Source organism: Acetobacterium sp. MES1 (genome assembly GCF_002237635.1).
GTDB classification, from domain to species: domain Bacteria; phylum Bacillota; class Clostridia; order Eubacteriales; family Eubacteriaceae; genus Acetobacterium; species Acetobacterium wieringae.
Genome location: NZ_MJUY01000010.1, coordinates 1 through 17,364, shown reverse-complemented (window position 1 = coordinate 17,364; position 17,364 = coordinate 1). Strand labels below are relative to the sequence as shown.

Below are 17,364 nucleotides of genomic sequence, written 5' to 3'. Positions count from 1 at the left end.
TCTTTTAATAAATATCACTATTTGTGTTGATTTGCCGATCTAAAATATCTCGTCTAATCGCCTGCGGGACGCCATCCTTAATGAAGACCCGGGGCACCCGTTTATTGACCATACAGGTGATTTCATAATTGATGGTACCCAAGGCGTCGGCCAATACATCAGCGGAAATATTGTTGCCAAAAAGCTCCACTTCGTCATACAGGGAAACGGCTTCCACATCAGTCAAATCAATCATGCATTGATCCATACAGATGCTACCAACCACCGGCACCAGCTGACCGGAAATAAAGACCTTGGCCAAACCATTGAGCATCCGGGTGTAGCCATCGGCATAACCAATTGGTAAGGTGCCAATAATTCGATCCTCCTCAGCAACAAAACGATTGCCATAGCTGACGGTTTCGCCAGGATGGAGGGTTTTGAGATGAACAATGGTTGACTTCAGGGTCATCACCGGTTTTAAGCTGATTTTTGACCGCTCCACTTCCGCCGACGGATAGAGACCGTAGAGAATAATCCCCGGCCGCACCATGTCAAAATGAACGCCGTCCACATCAAATATCCCGGCGCTGTTAGCCATATGCTTAATGGGAATAACAATATTTTTTTCTGCCAGTTCCGAGATAACCTGTCGGTAGCGTCGAATCTGCTCCTGCGTGTGGGTTTTATCAGCGGCATCGGCGGTGGAAAAATGGGTAAACAACCCCTGAAGCTCAATCCCTTCCAACAGGTTCATCGCCTCAATTGCTTGTGAAGCTTCTCGCCAGCCAATCCCAATGCGCCCCATACCCGTATCAATTTTTACATGAATGGGATGGCGAATGCCAATTTCCTGACAATGCTCCGACAAAGCCTGGGCAAAATCCATCTGATAAACACCGGGAATCACATCCCAGCGAATCAGATCGGGGATGTGCGCTTTTGAGGTATAACCGAGCAGTAAAATCGGCTCGGTTATACCCCCCTGTCGCAGGGCGATGGCTTCATCGATGAAAGCTACCGCCAACATATCCACCCCGGCATCACAAAGGGTTCTGGCACATTCCAAACTGCCATGACCATAAGCATCAGCTTTGACCACGCCCAGAATTTTAACGTCAGGCCCGACAATCCGGCGAATTTCTTCGTAATTACTGGTCAGAGCATCCAGGTCAATTTCTGCCCAGGTCGGGCGGAGTGCCAACTCTTTCATGCCGTCGGAACTTCCTGAACCATTTTTAGCACCATGGCTACCCCATTTTTGATTGATGCTTCGAGATTTGCCTTGTAATCATCAGTCAGATTGGAATCGGCTTTGTCAGACATGGAACGAATGACCAGATAGGGAACCTGATTGAGCATTGCCACCTGTCCTACTGCTGCCCCTTCCATTTCCACACAAAGACCGCCGAATTCTTCCAGTAATTCTTGTTTGAGCTGGTTGGAGTTCACACCTAAATCGGCAGTCATAATTCGACCCACCCGATGCGTCGCACCAAGATCTTGCGCAGCTGCCACCGCCAGCTTGATAAGGGTTGAATCGGCCTTGAAAAAGGTAATATCCATGTTTGGTATTTCACCCCGGGGATGACCAAAGGCCCGGGCATCCATATCATATTGACAACTGTCTTCAGAAATAACGATGTCACCAATTTCCAGCTCGGGATGCACTGCACCAGCTACCCCTACATGGATAATGGCCGTTACTTTAAAAATGTCAATCAATACCTGAGCACACATGGCGGCATTAACTTTTCCGATTCCACTTTTGACAGCCACCACTTCTTTCTGATGAAGTTTTCCTTTAAAAAAAGTCATTCCTCCGTGATGAACCTTGATCCCATCTTCCATCGCCGCTTTGATGTCACGAACCTCACTGTCCATGGCTGCAATAATACCGATCATCTGCTTTTTTCTCCCTTCAAAAGACTCACCGCTGCATTGGCAGCGATTCCCTGTTCACTTCCAGTAAAACCCAGACCTTCTTCGGTTGTCGCTTTTACACTAACACAACCTCTGGATAAATCCAGAGTAATTCTGATATTTTCCACCATCATTTCAATATACGGCGCAAGCTTTGGGGCTTGTGCAATAATCGTTGAATCGATGTTGTTAATCTTATATCCATTTTCTGCCACCAATTGTCCCACTTTTTTAAGTAGCAGCAAACTGTCGCAATCTTTGTAGGCGGCATCAGCATCCGGAAAATGTTTGCCGATATCGCCCAATGCCAGGGCGCCTAACAAGGCATCCATAATGGCATGCACCAATACGTCGGCATCCGAATGGCCCTGCAGCCCTAACGAATGCTCTATTTTTACACCGCCTAAAATGAGTGCTCGATTTTTTACTAAACGATGGACATCATAACCAATTCCGATCCGTATCATTTTACTCCTTCCAGCTCGTTTCCAAATAAATTTAACCACATTTTCAGCCATTTGTACAGATTTTTTTCGTTTCCACAAATTTACATCTGGCGATCCCGAAATGCACCCAGAATCCATCTGAATAACACTTTTATTTTTGCAAATGATAAAATAATATCTTTTTTCGAAAACTTTTGTCTCAATTCAGAGGTTAAATTGTTTTTCCGGCTGTATGCTTCGAGGCCGATCCTGTGAATTTCTCTGAACTTGAATTTTCATTAAAAATTATAACATAAAGCAAACAAAAAAACGCCACCAAATAAATAACTTAAATGGCTTTTAAGCTATTTGATCTGGTGACTATTGTCAAAATATTAATCCTCATGTCCGCTGTTAGTTTTTAACAGATCCCGGACCACTTCTCCGGCAATCAAAAGACCGGCTACCGATGGGACAAAGGCAATGCTGCCGGGCGGGGTTTCTCGGATAATCGGTTCTTCAGTGGAATAAAGCACTTTTAGTGATTTTACCCCCCGTTCCCGCAGTTCTTTTCGCATCACTTTGGCCAGCGGACAAACCGAAGTTTCATAGATGTCAGTAATATTAAAGCGGCTAGCATCGAGCTTATTTCCCGTTCCCATACAACTGATAATCGGCACCTTGTTTTGCTGACTTTTAATGACCAGATCGATTTTTGCCGTCACCATATCCACCGCATCGATGATATAATCATAGTCCTGAAGATGAAATTCCTGATAATTCTCAGGGGTATAGCATTTATGCATCGGATGAACAATCGAAAGCGGATTAATGGCAATCAATCTTCTGGCCATGACATCCACTTTTTTCTTACCGATGGTTTTAACATTGGCCATAATCTGACGATTCAGATTACTGGGATCGATGATGTCTTTATCCACAATTGTTAAAAAACCAACCCCACTGCGAATTAAAGCTTCGGCCACAAAAGAACCAACACCACCAACCCCGAACAGGATGATTCTTGAATTTTTTAGAATCTCCAAACCGGGTTTTCCAATCAGTTTTTCGGTTCGGTCAAAGATTCCTGATTCTGTTTTCATTTTTACATTCTTTCCGGAGCCGATACTCCCAAAATACCCAGAGCATTTTGAATAACCTGCTTTGTTGCCTCAATCAGCGCAACTCGGGCCTTCATTAAAGCCTTGTCGTCAACCCGAACGTGGCAGGCATTATAAAAACTGTGGAAGGCTGCGGCCAGATCAATGGCATAGCGGGTAATTCGGCTGGGATCCAATTTATCTTCAGCAGTCAAAATTTCATCCGGGAAATTAGCAAGGATTTCCATCAGATTCAATTCTTCTTTTTCAACCAGGCGGCTGTAATCCAGGGAAACCGTCTGATCCAGTTCTTCAGTCATCTGGCGAATAATACTACAGATTCGAGCATGGGCATACTGCACATAAAACACCGGGTTGTCATTGGACTGCTCAATTGCCAAATCCAGATCAAAGTCAAAATGACTATCTGGCGAGCGCAGATTAAAGAAGAAGCGGGTGGCATCAACACCGACTTCATCAATCAGATCGGTGAGGGCAATGGCTTTTCCCTGACGTTTAGACATTCTTGCCACTTCTCCATTTCGAAGCAATCGCACCAGCTGCATAATAACCACATCAAAATTACTGGCATCAATGCCTACCGCAGTTAATGCGCCTTTAAGGCGAGCTACATGTCCGTGATGGTCAGCACCCCAAACATTGATACAACGATTAAAACCACGATTGATAAACTTGTCCATATGATAGGCAATATCGGCCATAAAATAGGTGGGTAATCCATTGGCCCGGATTAATACATCATCCTTATCGGAACCGAATTCAGTTGCTTTAAACCATAAGGCGCCTTCCTGTTCGTAGGTAAAGCCCCCCTTTCCGAGCAGCTCAATGGTCTTCTCAATGGCACCGCTGTCATAAAGGCTCTGTTCCGAAAACCAGACATCATAGCGGATTCCATAGGCTTCGAGATCGCTTCTCATCTGGCTGAGGTTTTTGTTCAGCGCATAATCAATCAAAATTGGTTTGCGTTCTTCCGGTGTCAGTAAGCGGTGGACATCACCATTGGCTGCAATAAATGCTTTCATATGGTCGGTAATGTCTTCTCCCTGATATCCATCTTCCGGAAAGGGAATATCCTCGCCCATCAATTGTCGGTAGCGAGCATCGAGAGAATCACCGAATTTGACAATCTGGTTTCCAGCGTCATTAATATAAAATTCCCGGGTGACGGCGTAGCCGGTCCAATCAGCCACTGCCGCTAAGATATCGCCAATGGCTCCACCCCGGGCATTGCCCATGTGCATCGGTCCGGTCGGATTGGCCGAAATAAACTCCAGGTTAAATTTCTTTCCGGCATTTTTCTGACTCCGGCCGTAATCGGCTTTCAAATCTGCCACTTCGGCTAAAACCGCATACTGCCAATAGGGTTTGAGTTTAAAATTAATAAAGCCCGGTCCGGCTATTTCGATGGATTCAATGTAGGAGTCGGCAATTTGCATATTTGCCACCAGGGTTTCGGCAATAAAACGGGGCGCTTTTTTCGTCTGTTTGGGCAGCTGCATGGCGATATTGGTCGAATACTCACCATGTTCTTTTTCTCTGGGAATCTCCAGAAAAAGATCTGGCATGGTTTCAATGGTCAATGCCCCCGATTCAACCGTTTGATTCAGCGCATCGCCAATGATTGTTTTAATCTGTTTGGTGATCTTTTCACGTATGTACATCCTTTGTTTCCTCTCACTTTTCTTTTTATTATCAGTAACTCGTGACTTTTTAATTCTGCTGGTCAGGTGAAATTTAAAGGAGAAGCGCAACTGGCGCTTCTCCTGTGATTGGCATTGCTGCCATTTTTATTGGGTGATTTTGATGTTTAGAATATTCTGAGAATTGGTCACCCCTTCGATTTCGATGTCATAATCGATGGACACCTTGGTGGGCTCTTTATCCTCATTATAATTGACAAATACATCCTTGGTTAAAATCCCCATGGTCACATCCCCGTAAGGGGTGGAATACCAGGTCAGGTTTCGCTTTCCCCGCTCAAATTCCATAATGGAATTGGTGGTTCCCAGACGAATGACTGATACTTTTTGCGCATCAACACAAACGGTGGTGATTGTTCCTTCCATCCCGGAAACTTCCGATTCGTGATAAGTCACACAGGAGCGATTCGCTTCTTTATATAAATCTCCTTCGGTCAGGAACTCCAGGGTATCCTTTTCTTCTTCGTTTTTGACGGTTCCCGAAATGGATAACCACACTTTTTTTCTTTCTTCAGTCATTGGTCTCCTCCTAGAGGTATAATTTCTCCCACTATTAAACCATTGTTGGGTTTTTTTATCAAGAAAAATTATCCGTTTAAGTTTTTATTAGGATTACGCATCATAAAGAAATCGGACAACCTAGTTGGTCGTGGTGCGTTTCCGCTTGGCTGACGCAATAATCAGATCTACAAGTTCTATATACCCAATTCCGGTGGCTTCCCACATTTTTGGATACATACTGATGTTGGTAAATCCCGGCAGGGTGTTTACTTCATTGATTAAAATGCGTTCATCATCCGTGACAAAAAAATCGACCCGGGTCAAGCCGGAACCTTCAATGGCTTCAAAGGCTTTAATGGCATAGGCTCTGACTTTTTCGGCAACTTCCTGCGACAGATCAGCCGGAATGACCACCTTGGAATCTTCGGTTGCGGAATACTTGGCTTCATAATCATAGAACTCTTTTGAAGGGATGACTTCTCCGGGAATCGAGGCCCGAATGACGTCTCCAACTTCTAACACAGCACATTCAATCTCTCTTCCTTTGACAAAGTCTTCCAGAATCAGTTTATTGTCATAGATAAACGCTTCATTAATGGCAGCAACCAGTTCGTTTCGGTCATGGGCCTTGCTGATCCCGACGCTGGAGCCCATATTGGCCGGTTTAACAAAAATCGGATAACCCAGATTCGCTTCGATCTCAGCAATTTTGCTGTCGGCATCTCGTTTCCACTCATTTTCCCGAAAATAGATATATTTGCCGGTGGGGATTCCCACGCTTTGGAACATAATCTTGGAGAAGACCTTATCCATTCCCACCGCTGAGCTTAACACCCCACACCCCACATAGGGTTTGTTGAGCATTTCAAAAACACCCTGGATGGTGCCATCTTCTCCCATTGGTCCGTGAAGAACAGGAAAAAAAACATCAATTTTAGCGATTTCCGGATGCGAGAAAATTGAAAAATCAGCAATCAGGTTGTCTTGATCCTGCTCCCAGGAACCATCCTTGATTTTTTTTGTATCACCTGAATATAAATACCATTTCCCCTGCTTTGAGATCCCGATGGTAACAATGTTATACTTACTCCGATCGATAACCCCTAAAACATTGTAAGCAGAGACTCTGGAAACCTCATGCTCGCCCGACTGGCCTCCAAAAACCACGCCGATATTGAGTTTGTTTTTCATATCTTTTCCTCACTTTTCTTTCGAGATCTCGTTATTATGATTGTATCAATGCTAACAACTATCCGTACGCTTTGCGACCCTTCGCAAAGACCCGGTTATTTCAGACACTCTAAAAAATCTTCTTCGGAAATAACCCGAATACCATTTTCTTTTAATAGGGCGACGGTGATACCATCCCCACTAACCAGATTCTCACTGAAGGTACCATCATAAATTTTTCCACAGCCACAGGAAGGACTTTTGCTTTTCATGATGGCAATTTTAGCACCTGATGTTCGGGCTGTGTCTAAAGTCCTTTGCGCTCCCAGAAGATATTCTTCAGTCACATCTGTTTTTTTATTATTATACACTTTCCGTTCCCCATTGACCACGACTATTTCCGCTGGATCCCGGGGGATCGGCATGGTTGCCAGTACCTCCGGACAAACCGGAATAGCCTGCCCCTGCAGAAAGAGCTGCCGCAATTCATTGACTGGATGGGCTTTGCCCTCATAATTAATCTTCATTCCCAGCAAGCAGCTGGACACTAAAATCTTTTTTTTCTTTTCCAACGCTTCTTTTAAACAAGTAAAGTCTTTCTGATTCATTTTTCCCCTCATTCTTCGTTTTTATGATCCAAACTGTCCTCCCGATAAATCCAGGCACCCCGCTTAAATACCATTTTATAAATCATATCTTTTAAAATAATTTCACCAATTTTTATAATCGAACCGGAACCAATTGTTACCTTGTTGGTAACTCTGGCGCCCATTCCGATTTTGGTATGATGACCGATGGTCACATCTTTTCCAATAATCACTCCGGGCTCCAAAACACAGTTATCTTCAACCCTGGTGTTTGCTTCAATGATCACCCCGGTACCAATCTGACAATTTTCCCCAATGGAAACCCCGGCGCCGACAATTGCCCCAGCACCAATGGTGGTTTCATTTCCAATCGTAACCGCTTCGGCAATCACTGCACTGGGGTGAACATTTTTTCCGTTCACCTGGTGTATCATCTACTTTCTCCTATTTTTTTCGGATTCTCAACCCCTTGGGGTAGTGGTTCTTAATCAACCCTTCGCTGGCTTTACCAAACCCCAGCGGATAGCCATTGTAGCCGATCAGAACCCACCCTTTGGAAGCAGTGAGGTTTAATGCCTCACCTTTTAAATACTGATAGGCCAGCTCTTCATCGGTAAGATTATAACTATTTTGGGCCTGAGACAAGCCAAGTGCCATGGCCAGCGCATAGCTGGGCTCAAAACGATTTTTCTTAAAGGTGCCCAAGTGAAGACCCGGACGCAAAAGTTTTAAATTGGCAATCCGCTCGAGTAAAATCCCTGCTGGGATGGCATAAAGGTGTTCTCCCAAAAGATAGAGCCGGTCTTTAATTGTTTGATAGAATTCTGAATCGAGATTGTTTTTGACAAAATCACAATAGTCCTGCAACTCCATACGCGTCGCCTTTTTCAAACGGGATTTGGCATATCCCTGTTTGATATCAAGGTTCTCCCCCTGACTAGGCAATTTCTTTAATTTGGCAATAAAATGCCCCTCACCTTTGACTGTCATGGGCATAATCCGCAGCGTTTTTGCAATGTCTTCCTGCTGCGTTCGAGTCCAGGCAATCCGGCCATGTTCAATAATCCCGGGCAATTCAACTGTTTCCACTTCATAGGGATATTTTTCGATGAACGCCTCGATCATTTGTTCATTTTCTTCCGGAGAAAAGGTACAGGTTGAATAAACCAATACCCCGCCAGGTTTTAAAAGGCGATGGGCACTTTCCAGTATTTTTTCCTGCTTTCCCCGACAGCGGTCGACCCGTTCCAGACTCCAGTCAGCCAGCGCACCAGGATCTTTACGAAACATCCCCTCGCCTGAGCAGGGGGCATCGACTAATATCTTATCAAAGCTCTCATAAAAAGAATCCACCAGCCGCTCTGGAAATTCATTGGTCACAAGGGCATTGGTGATCCCCATCCGTTCGATATTGGTAGAAAGGATGCCAGCCCGGGAATTAACCAGCTCATTGGCAACCAGCACCCCTACCCCTTGAAGCCGGGCTCCGATTTGGGTAGATTTCCCTCCCGGTGCCGCACAAAGATCCAGTACCCAATCCCCCGGCTGAGGGTCAAGCACTTCAACCGCCGCCATGGCGGTCGGTTCCTGAACATAGTAAAGCCCGGCATAATAATAGGGATTTTTGCCAGGTCGCACCGTATGGTCAATATAAAATCCTTCTTTACACCAGTTCACACGCTGAGTATTAAACGATAATTTATTAGCCAAATCATCCGGCGTAATCTTCAGGGTATTGGTGCGAATCCCCTTACTCTCCGGCTGGTCATAGGAATCCAGCAGACTCTGATAGGATTCTCCCATCAGATTTTTCATTTTTTCCTTAAACGCTTCAGGTAATTGCATAATGATCCCCATTTTTACTACTTTATTTCAGACAATTTCATCTCAGTCACAGTCCGAATTTATAACAATACTCGTTTCATTATACGTAAAGCCCTGATCAATTACAATAAATTTGTCAAAAAACACGTAAATAAAAACACCAGCCCAAAAGCTGATGTTTTTTTAATTATAATTGCTGTTTATTATTTTTTGGGTTTTGCAAAAATCATCCGTCCGGCTGCAGTTTGCAGAATGCTGGTAACAATAACCGCAGTGCTGGAGCCAATATATTTTTTGCCATTTTCAACAACGATCATGGTTCCATCATCCAGATAGGCCACCGCCTGACCATTTTCTTTTCCCCCTTTAACCAGAAGAACCTTCATCTCTTCCCCAGGCAAAACAATGGGCTTGACAGCATTGGCCAGTTCATTAATATTGAGCACGTCCACCCCTTGAACTGTGGCGACCTTGTTCAGATTATAGTCGTTGGTCAGAATCTTGCCTTTGGTTGATTTACCCAGTTTAACCAATTTTGAATCGACCTCATGGGTGTCTTCAAAATCTTCTTCAGTAATTTGCACTTCGATTTCCAGATCCGTCTGAATTTTATTTAAAATATCCAAACCCCGACGGCCTCGATTTCGTTTGAGTTCATCAGCCGAATCGGAAATCAACTGAAGTTCATTGAGCACAAATACCGGAATTACCAGAGGGCCCTCAATAAAACCAGTTTTGCAGATATCAAAGATCCGTCCATCAATGATCACGCTGGTATCCAATAGTTTGGGAATCGCCGCACCTTTCTTTTTAGCCGGGCGTTTTTGGCCCAACGTTACAGTGGCGTCCTTTTCCCGCTTGGCACTCTGAAATGCCTGAAGAATGTCTTCCCGTTTTTTAATTGGCAAGGAAAACCCAATGTATCCCAGCACAATATAAATGCTGATGGTTAACAATCCGCCAATCCAGGGAATGGGAATCTGTGAAAAAGCAAAACTGATCAGCATGGCAATTACCAAACCGATCACCAAACCACCAATGCCCAGGCCGACGTCAATGAGACGGACATTTTCCATGCTGGCCTCTACAATTTTCGTCAACTTTTTTACGCCTTTTAGCATGAGTGGAAATAGAATGAAAAATATAAGTCCGAATAGAACGATGAAAGCCGCATAAAAAACAATTTCCAATTCAGGCGTAGGATTTATTTGCATGGTTTTCATGATCCATGAATTGGTTATCAATACGTTGGCCAGGGCTATCCCAACCAGAATTCCAATAATTCCAAATGACACGCGAAGTATCTTTTGTATCACTATCTTCACCTCCTTTCTAAAACATTACCTCAAATTATAGCACCTAATTCTTAAGATTAAACTATTAAATACAACAAAAGGCGCGAAATTCACGCCTCACTTTGTACCGAACTATTGATTAAATCAAGAATTTCTTCTTTATTCTTATCTTGAATCAAGACCATTTCGCTGACAATAAAATTCCGGGCATTATTTAGCATTTTCTTTTCCCCGGTTGAAAGGCCTTTTAATCGATCCAGTAAGATAAGATTCTTAACGACCTTGGCGACTTCAAAAATATCACCGGTTTTTAAACGTTCGAGATGTTCCCGATAGCGTCGGTTCCAGTTTTTTTCCATCACATCCATTGGTAATTTCAGCGACTCGATCATCTCATCAATCACCGACTGGTTCACGATGGTTCTTACCCCAATATCATCGACTTTATCAACCGGAATTAAAATCTGCAAACCTTCGGACACGATCTGCATGATGTAGTAAGGTTTCGTTTCTTCAAATATTTCTCGTTCTTCGATTGCTTCAATGATACCCGCTCCGTGCATTGGATAAACAATTTTATCCCCAATCTTGTACATTTTAACCACTCCTATCATCGATTCTGGAGTTATTATAACACAAAAAAAAGGGAGAAGCCTTTTATTTTATAAAAAACTTATCCCGCTGTCAATATTTTTTTAAATAATCGTGGTTAATTGTTATATAATCATGGTTAAGCTGATCCGTTTTCGTTTTTGATCCACCGCCAGCACCTTGACAGTTACCACATCTCCCAGGGAAACCGCTTCTGACGGATGTTTTATATAACGATCGGTGATTTGTGAGATATGTACCAGACCATCCTGATGGACACCGATATCCACAAAGGCGCCAAAATCGATGACGTTCCTTACCGTGCCCGTCAGTTCCATATCCACTTCCAGATCACTCATTGATAAAACATCTGACCGCAAATGGGGCTTGGGGGCATTTTCCCGGGGATCCCGTCCCGGTTTTTTAAGTTCCTTGACAATATCGTATAGAGTTGGAATCCCGATTTCCAGCTGGGCCGCCATTTCCGAGTAATTCATGTCATTAAACAAATCCTGTTGTTCCCGAGTACCGAGCTTTTCTTTTTTAATCCCTTTTAATTTCAGCAGTTTCTCGACACTTTTATAAGCCTCCGGGTGAACCCCGGTATTGTCGAGGATGTTATCGCCGTCATCAATCCGCAAAAATCCGGCGCATTGCTCATAGGCTTTGGCACCCAGCCCTTTGACCTTCATCAATTCTTTTCTATTCTTGATCGGTCCGACACTGTTGCGATAATCCAAAATATTATTGGCAATGGTTTTGTTGACCCCGGCTACGTACTTGAGCAGTGCTACCGAAGCCCGGTTAACGTTAACCCCGACATTATTAACAGCATCTTCAACCGTTGCTTCCAAGACCCGCTCCAGTTCTTTCTGATTGACGTCGTGCTGATACTGCCCCACACCAATATGTTTCGGATCAATTTTAACCAGCTCCGACAATGGATCCTGAAGACGTCCACCAATGGAGATGGCCCCCCGGATGGAGACATTGATATCCGGGTACTCTTCGGTGCCAATTTCCGAGGCCGAATAAACCGAAGCTCCAGCCTCATTCACCACAATGTATTGGACTGGAACATTGGTTTTTTTGATGGTTTCTGCCACAAATTGCTCTGACTCCCGAGAAGCAGTGCCGTTGCCAATGGCGATGATATCCACCTGATAACGCTCGATCAAGTCAATCAGCTCCTTTTCTGCTTTTTCGGCCTGACCTTTGCCAAAGGTCGGATAAATGGTGGTATAATCCAGCACCTTTCCGACCTTGTCAAGAATAGCAATTTTGCAGCCAGTTCGGAAGGCCGGGTCAAAACCCATCGTGACTTTTTCTTTAAAGGGTGGCTGGAGCAGCAGTTTTTTGAGGTTCAGAGCAAACATCTTGATCGCCCCTTCTTCCGCCCGCTCTTTTAGCGCCGTCCGGATTTCCCGCTCAATGGCCGGCGCAATCAGCCGGGTATAACTGTCGTCAATGGCGTTTAACAAATAGCTCGAGGGCTGGGCTTTAACCAATTCCTTTTTCAGATAGGCTTGAATTTCATCGCTCGGTGCCAGCAGTTTAACCGACAGGGCTTTTTTCTTTTCACCCCGGTTAATCGCCAGAATCCGGTGATCCTTGATCGTTTTGATCGCTTCGGTATGATCAAAATACATTTCCAGCTCCGGGTTTTCCGCTTCTTTGCCTTTAACCACAGTGGATTTGATCTGGCCCTTGTCGAAGGTACATTTCCGGATCACACCCCGGTAAGCAGCCGTATCCGAAATTACTTCGGCGATAATATCCATAGCCAGTTGCAGTGCTTCAGCCGCACTGTGAACTTCTTTTTCAGCGTCGATATAATCAAGTGCGGCGTCCTCCAGTTCGGCTTCTGTCAGTTTTTGCTCCAAAATTTGCAACGCCAATGGCTCCAGCCCTTTTTCCCGGGCCACCGATGCCCTAGTTTTCTTTTTCTGTTTATAAGGCAGGTAAAGGTCTTCCACTTCCTGAAGGGTTTGGCTTTTTAAAATGGCACTTTTTAGTTCCGGGGTCAACTTGCCCTGTTCCAAAATGCTACCGGTAACCTCTTCTTTTCGTTTTTCCAATTTTCTTAAATATGTTAACCGCACATCCAGATCCCGCAATAGCGCATCACTTAAATTTCCGGTGACCTCTTTTCGATAACGGGCGATAAAGGGAATGGTATTTCCGCCATCGATTAAGTTGATGGTATCTTCCACCTGCTGGGGGCGTATTGAAAATTCTTTTGCCAGTTGGTTAATAATATGTTCCACAAAATACTCCATTTCTAAATTTCTTAATTCCACGTTTTTATTAATTGGTGTAAATATCAAAGAATAGTTTAACATTTTTTTGGTATAATCACAAATCTTCCCTAAAATAACCGAATGACTGTTTAAACCGCCTGTTGGCGCATTGTAATGAAAACAGGTTCATGATAAAATATTCTGTACTAAACGAAAAGGAGCATCACCTTAATGGCTATAAAATTTATTGTCGATTCCATGTGTGATACCAACAGCGACATTCTGAATCGCTATGATTTTGATATATTACCCTTTCCCGTAACCCTGGATGATAAAACCTACTTCGATGGCATTAACATTACCCCGGAAATGGTCGTGGATTTTGTCAACACTAACAGTAAACTCTTTCCAAAAACCGCTCAGATTCAACCACTGGATATCACCAACACGATTGAAAAACACCTTAAGAACGGTGATGATGTTATCTATATGGTACTCTCCTCAAAGCTTTCGGGCACCTACCAGACCGCCCGGCTACTGGCCAAAGATTTACAGGAAAAATACCCGGATCGAAAAGTCGCCATTGTCGATTCCCTTTCAGCCACCACCGGTTCGGCATTGATTCTTTTTCAGGGACTAAAACTGAATAAGCTCAACCGTCCCTATGAAGAAATTGTTGAAACGATGAATTTTCTGGCCCAACATGCTCAAATCTTTTTTATGGTTGGCGACATCAAATGGCTGGCCCAGGGCGGCCGAATCAGCCGAAATGCCGCGATGATTGGCGATATGCTAAAAATCGTCCCGATTTTGTATTTTAAAGACGGGGAAATCCAAGTTTATGAAAAAGTCCGCGGCCAGAAAAAAGCTTTAAAAACGCTGCTTAGCATTGTCGAAGAAAAAATGACCAATCGGGAACAGGTTCTGGGGATGATCCAAAGCACTGCTCCGGATCTTCAGGAAAAAGCCAAAAGATATTTCGAAAAAGAGCTGGGTATCAAAAACTTTCTGCTTCCCGAAAAAGCCGGCGCGACTCTGACCGTTCATATCGGCACGAATTGCCTGGGCATTATGTTTTTTGACGCACTCCCGGATAATTATGTTAATGTTACCCCCTGAGCCCCTTAGTATTGTCCTGTCAAATAAAAAGCGTCTTACCGGATGCCAAACTGCACCGTAAGACGCTTTTTGCTGTTTATTTGGACGATTCTAACCTCTCGGGGGTAAACTGGAAGCCACCAGCTGAACCAGTCGGCTCAGCGGCATAGTTTGTAACCAGACTTTTCCCGGCCCTTTTAAGGTGGCCAGGAATAATCCTTCACCACTTAAAAAGATGTTCTTCATGCCCTTGACGGCCTGAATGTCAAAACTCACCGATTCCTCAAACATGCCGATATGTCCCTGATCAATTTTAATCACTTCGCCGGGCGCCAGATCATATTCCACCATGGCACCATCCATTTCAATAAAAGCGGTTCCCGGTCCAGATATTTTTTGCAGAATAAAACCTTCACCACCAAAAAAGCCAACCCCGATATTCTTTTTAAAGTACATGTCCACATCCAGTGTCGATTCACCCGCCAAAAAGCTGCTTTTCTGACAGATAATCGACTGTCCCTGCTGCAGTGTCAGCGCTTTGATTTCGCCCGGATAACTGGAACAAAAAGAAATCTGACTGTTGCTTCGCTCTGCCGTATAAGTAGTCATAAATAAAGAATCCCCCGCCAGGGTTCGTCTTAACCCCTTCATCAGACCACCTTTGGTATTGGTTTCCATCCGGATATTTTCCGACATCCAGGACATTCCCCCCGACTCGGTAAACATTGATTCGCCACTGTTTAACGTCACTGTTACCACCGGGAGATTGCCTCCCTTAATTTCAAAATTCATTTTTTCCTCCTCGTTTTGTATTAATATACAAAAATCGCCAATTTAAGGATATTTACCCGGAAATTGGCGATTTATTTTATTTATCTGATTATTTTTTTAATTTGATCAGGTTGATCAATCCGCCAGCCAGCAACATTTCTTTTTGGCGTTCTGAAACTTCCAATAACATAACATAGGTTAACCCCTTGGTTTTGTTAATCAACTTGGCCTGGCCTGATTTAACAGCCTCCAGGGCATTTTCAACGACCAGTTCATCGTTAAGTTCAATGGTATCATAATCGGCTTCGTTCTCAAATACCAGCGGCAGAATGCCATTATTAATCAGATTGTTTTTATGAATCCGGGCAAACGATTTAACCGCCACCCCTTTAATGCCCAGATAAACTGGTGCTAACGCCGCATGTTCCCGGCTGGAACCCTGACCGTAGTTGGAGCCGCCGACAATAAAGCCGCCGCCATTATCCAGGGCCCGCTTAGGGAATTCGGCATCGCAGGGTGCCAGACAATAGTTTGACAGGTATGGGATATTCGAACGGTAAGGCAGTAATTTGGCATTGGAAGGCATAATATGATCGGTGGTGATATTATCTTCGACCACAATTAAGGCTTTACCAGCGACGGTATTTTTAAGTGGCTGGGTAGCTGGGAAGGGTTTGATATTTGGTCCTTTGATGACCTCCACATCAACGCCTTCCGGAGCGGGTGCCATCACCATGGTATCGTTGAGCAAGAAGTTTTCCGGCATCGCAATTTCCGGCAGCTCAATCTTACCTAATGGATTCGTCAGTACCCCTTCTAAAGCGGATATCGCTGCAGCTTCCGGGCTTAACAGATAGACATCGGCTGAAGGTGTTCCCGAACGACCAAAGAAGTTCCGGTTGAAGGTTCGCAGCGACACCGCATCGGTAGATGGTGCCTGACCCATCCCGATACAGGGACCGCAGCCGCATTCCAGCACCCGGGCACCAGCATTTAGCAGATCAGCTAAAGCACCGTTTTCAGCCAGCATCGTTAACACCTGTTTCGATCCTGGGGCAATTACAAGGGAAACATTTTCAGCCACCGTTTTGCCTTTGACAATGGCGGCCACCTTCATCAAATCCAACCAGGATGAATTGGTACAACTGCCAATCGCCACCTGATTAACTGCTAAACCTTCAATTTCCGAAATTTTGACCACTTTGTCAGGACTGTGCGGACAGGCAGTCAGTGGTTCTAAGGCATCCATATCAACCGTGACGACTTCATCATAGATGGCATCGGCATCAGCGGATAGTTCAATATAATCCCCGCCACGGCCCTGAGCTTCTAAAAATACTCGGGTCATTTCATCGGATGGAAATACCGAGGTGGTTGCCCCCAGTTCGGCGCCCATGTTGGTAATCGTGGCCCGTTCCGGTACGGTCAAAGTCTTTACGCCGTCTCCTGTGTATTCAAACACCTTATTGACCCCGCCTTTAACAGTACATTGACGTAACACTTCCAGAATGACATCCTTGGAGGATACCCCGGTGCGCAGCTTGCCGGTTAATTCCACCTTAACCACTTTAGGCATGGTAATATAGTAAGGATCGCCAGCCATGGCCACAGCCACATCCAGACCACCGGCCCCAATGGCCAGCATCCCGATACCGCCACCGGTGGGCGTATGGCTATCCGATCCTAAAAGCGTATCGCCCGGCACTCCAAAGCGTTCAATCTGAACCTGGTGGCAAATGCCGTTGCCCGGTTTTGAATAATAAACGCCATGTTTTTTGGCCACGCTCTGAATATAGCGGTGATCATCCATGTTTTCCGGGCCTTCTTGGAGCATGTTGTGATCAATATAGGCCAAGGATTTTTTGGTTTTAACCCGGGGCACCTCCATGGCTTCAAACTGTAAATAGGCCATTGTTCCGGTGGAGTCCTGAGTCAGGGTCTGATCAATTCGAATTCCAATTTCTTCACCTTTGATCATTTCTCCCACTACAAGGTGCGCCGCAATAATCTTTTCTGTTAACGTTTTTCCCATTTAATTTACTATTTCCTTTCCATACTGCTATTTTCTGAATTTTTCGGTGTGATGTGCTTGTTCTAAACGATCAATTTTTATTATACCATCTTTTTTTCCAACTTTCC

16 protein-coding genes are annotated in these 17,364 nt (G+C 44.5%); 1 reads left to right on the top strand and 15 read right to left on the bottom strand.

Translation table 11 applies throughout. The annotated features are described in order from the left end of the window. Nucleotides 1–4 precede the first annotated feature (4 nt). The 13 genes from alr to BI182_RS02965 all read right to left on the bottom strand — a co-directional run bounded on the left by alr (nucleotide 5) and on the right by BI182_RS02965 (nucleotide 13,383). The gene (gene alr, locus BI182_RS03025; RefSeq protein WP_286805442.1) at nucleotides 5–1,192 is read right to left on the bottom strand and encodes an alanine racemase; all 1,188 of its coding nucleotides are present in this window, start codon (nucleotides 1,190–1,192) and stop codon (nucleotides 5–7) included. After that, a complete protein-coding gene (locus BI182_RS03020) occupies nucleotides 1,189–1,884 on the bottom strand; it encodes a 5'-methylthioadenosine/adenosylhomocysteine nucleosidase (protein ID WP_148638042.1) in 696 nt (231 codons plus the stop codon). Before BI182_RS03020 ends, alr begins: the two co-directional genes overlap by 4 nt. Continuing rightward, nucleotides 1,881–2,366, bottom strand: coding sequence for a 2-C-methyl-D-erythritol 2,4-cyclodiphosphate synthase (gene ispF, locus BI182_RS03015; protein WP_286805510.1), 486 nt, complete (start codon nucleotides 2,364–2,366; stop codon nucleotides 1,881–1,883). The genes BI182_RS03020 and ispF overlap by 4 nt, the downstream gene beginning before the upstream one ends. A 356-nt stretch (nucleotides 2,367–2,722) precedes the next feature. Further along, nucleotides 2,723–3,430, bottom strand: a complete 708-nt coding sequence (locus BI182_RS03010) for a tRNA threonylcarbamoyladenosine dehydratase (protein WP_070369657.1) — start codon at nucleotides 3,428–3,430, stop codon at nucleotides 2,723–2,725. 2 nt (nucleotides 3,431–3,432) lie between these two features. Next, nucleotides 3,433–5,109, bottom strand: a complete 1,677-nt coding sequence (argS, locus tag BI182_RS03005; RefSeq protein ID WP_148638043.1) for an arginine--tRNA ligase — start codon at nucleotides 5,107–5,109, stop codon at nucleotides 3,433–3,435. A gap of 126 nt (nucleotides 5,110–5,235) precedes the next feature. Next, entirely contained in the window at nucleotides 5,236–5,667 is a 432-nt protein-coding gene (locus BI182_RS03000; protein ID WP_148638044.1) for a YwiB family protein, read from the bottom strand. A 120-nt stretch (nucleotides 5,668–5,787) separates the two neighbouring features. Then, nucleotides 5,788–6,840 carry a D-alanine--D-alanine ligase family protein gene (locus BI182_RS02995; RefSeq protein ID WP_148638045.1) on the bottom strand — a complete coding sequence of 351 codons (1,053 nt, stop codon included), beginning with the start codon at nucleotides 6,838–6,840 and terminating at the stop codon, nucleotides 5,788–5,790. 95 nt (nucleotides 6,841–6,935) lie between these two features. Continuing rightward, nucleotides 6,936–7,427, bottom strand: a complete 492-nt coding sequence (locus tag BI182_RS02990; protein ID WP_286805437.1) for a 2-thiouracil desulfurase family protein — start codon at nucleotides 7,425–7,427, stop codon at nucleotides 6,936–6,938. An 8-nt stretch (nucleotides 7,428–7,435) separates the two neighbouring features. Further along, nucleotides 7,436–7,840 carry a DapH/DapD/GlmU-related protein gene (locus tag BI182_RS02985; protein ID WP_286805435.1) on the bottom strand — a complete coding sequence of 135 codons (405 nt, stop codon included), beginning with the start codon at nucleotides 7,838–7,840 and terminating at the stop codon, nucleotides 7,436–7,438. A 10-nt stretch (nucleotides 7,841–7,850) separates the two neighbouring features. Next, nucleotides 7,851–9,251 (bottom strand): RsmF rRNA methyltransferase first C-terminal domain-containing protein, encoded by a 1,401-nt coding sequence (locus tag BI182_RS02980; RefSeq protein ID WP_286805433.1) that lies wholly within the window; start codon nucleotides 9,249–9,251, stop codon nucleotides 7,851–7,853. 182 nt (nucleotides 9,252–9,433) lie between these two features. Then, a complete protein-coding gene (locus tag BI182_RS02975) occupies nucleotides 9,434–10,546 on the bottom strand; it encodes a PIN/TRAM domain-containing protein (RefSeq protein ID WP_286805431.1) in 1,113 nt (370 codons plus the stop codon). An 89-nt stretch (nucleotides 10,547–10,635) separates the two neighbouring features. Continuing rightward, the gene (locus BI182_RS02970; RefSeq protein ID WP_286805429.1) at nucleotides 10,636–11,121 is read right to left on the bottom strand and encodes a CarD family transcriptional regulator; all 486 of its coding nucleotides are present in this window, start codon (nucleotides 11,119–11,121) and stop codon (nucleotides 10,636–10,638) included. A 120-nt stretch (nucleotides 11,122–11,241) separates the two neighbouring features. After that, nucleotides 11,242–13,383, bottom strand: a complete 2,142-nt coding sequence (locus tag BI182_RS02965; protein ID WP_187389295.1) for a Tex family protein — start codon at nucleotides 13,381–13,383, stop codon at nucleotides 11,242–11,244. A gap of 204 nt (nucleotides 13,384–13,587) precedes the next feature. Here BI182_RS02965 and BI182_RS02960 point away from each other — a divergent pair, with 204 nt between their 5' ends. Then, entirely contained in the window at nucleotides 13,588–14,475 is an 888-nt protein-coding gene (locus tag BI182_RS02960; protein WP_148638051.1) for a DegV family protein, read from the top strand. A 90-nt stretch (nucleotides 14,476–14,565) separates the two neighbouring features. Here the strand turns inward: BI182_RS02960 and BI182_RS02955 are convergent, their stop codons facing one another. Both BI182_RS02955 and BI182_RS02950 read right to left on the bottom strand, forming a co-directional pair. After that, nucleotides 14,566–15,246, bottom strand: coding sequence for a TIGR00266 family protein (locus BI182_RS02955; RefSeq protein WP_148638052.1), 681 nt, complete (start codon nucleotides 15,244–15,246; stop codon nucleotides 14,566–14,568). Nucleotides 15,247–15,334: 88 nt separating this feature from the next. Then, on the bottom strand, nucleotides 15,335–17,257 hold the full coding sequence (locus BI182_RS02950; protein ID WP_286805424.1) for an aconitate hydratase: 1,923 nt from the start codon (nucleotides 17,255–17,257) through the stop codon (nucleotides 15,335–15,337). Nucleotides 17,258–17,364: the final 107 nt, after the last annotated feature.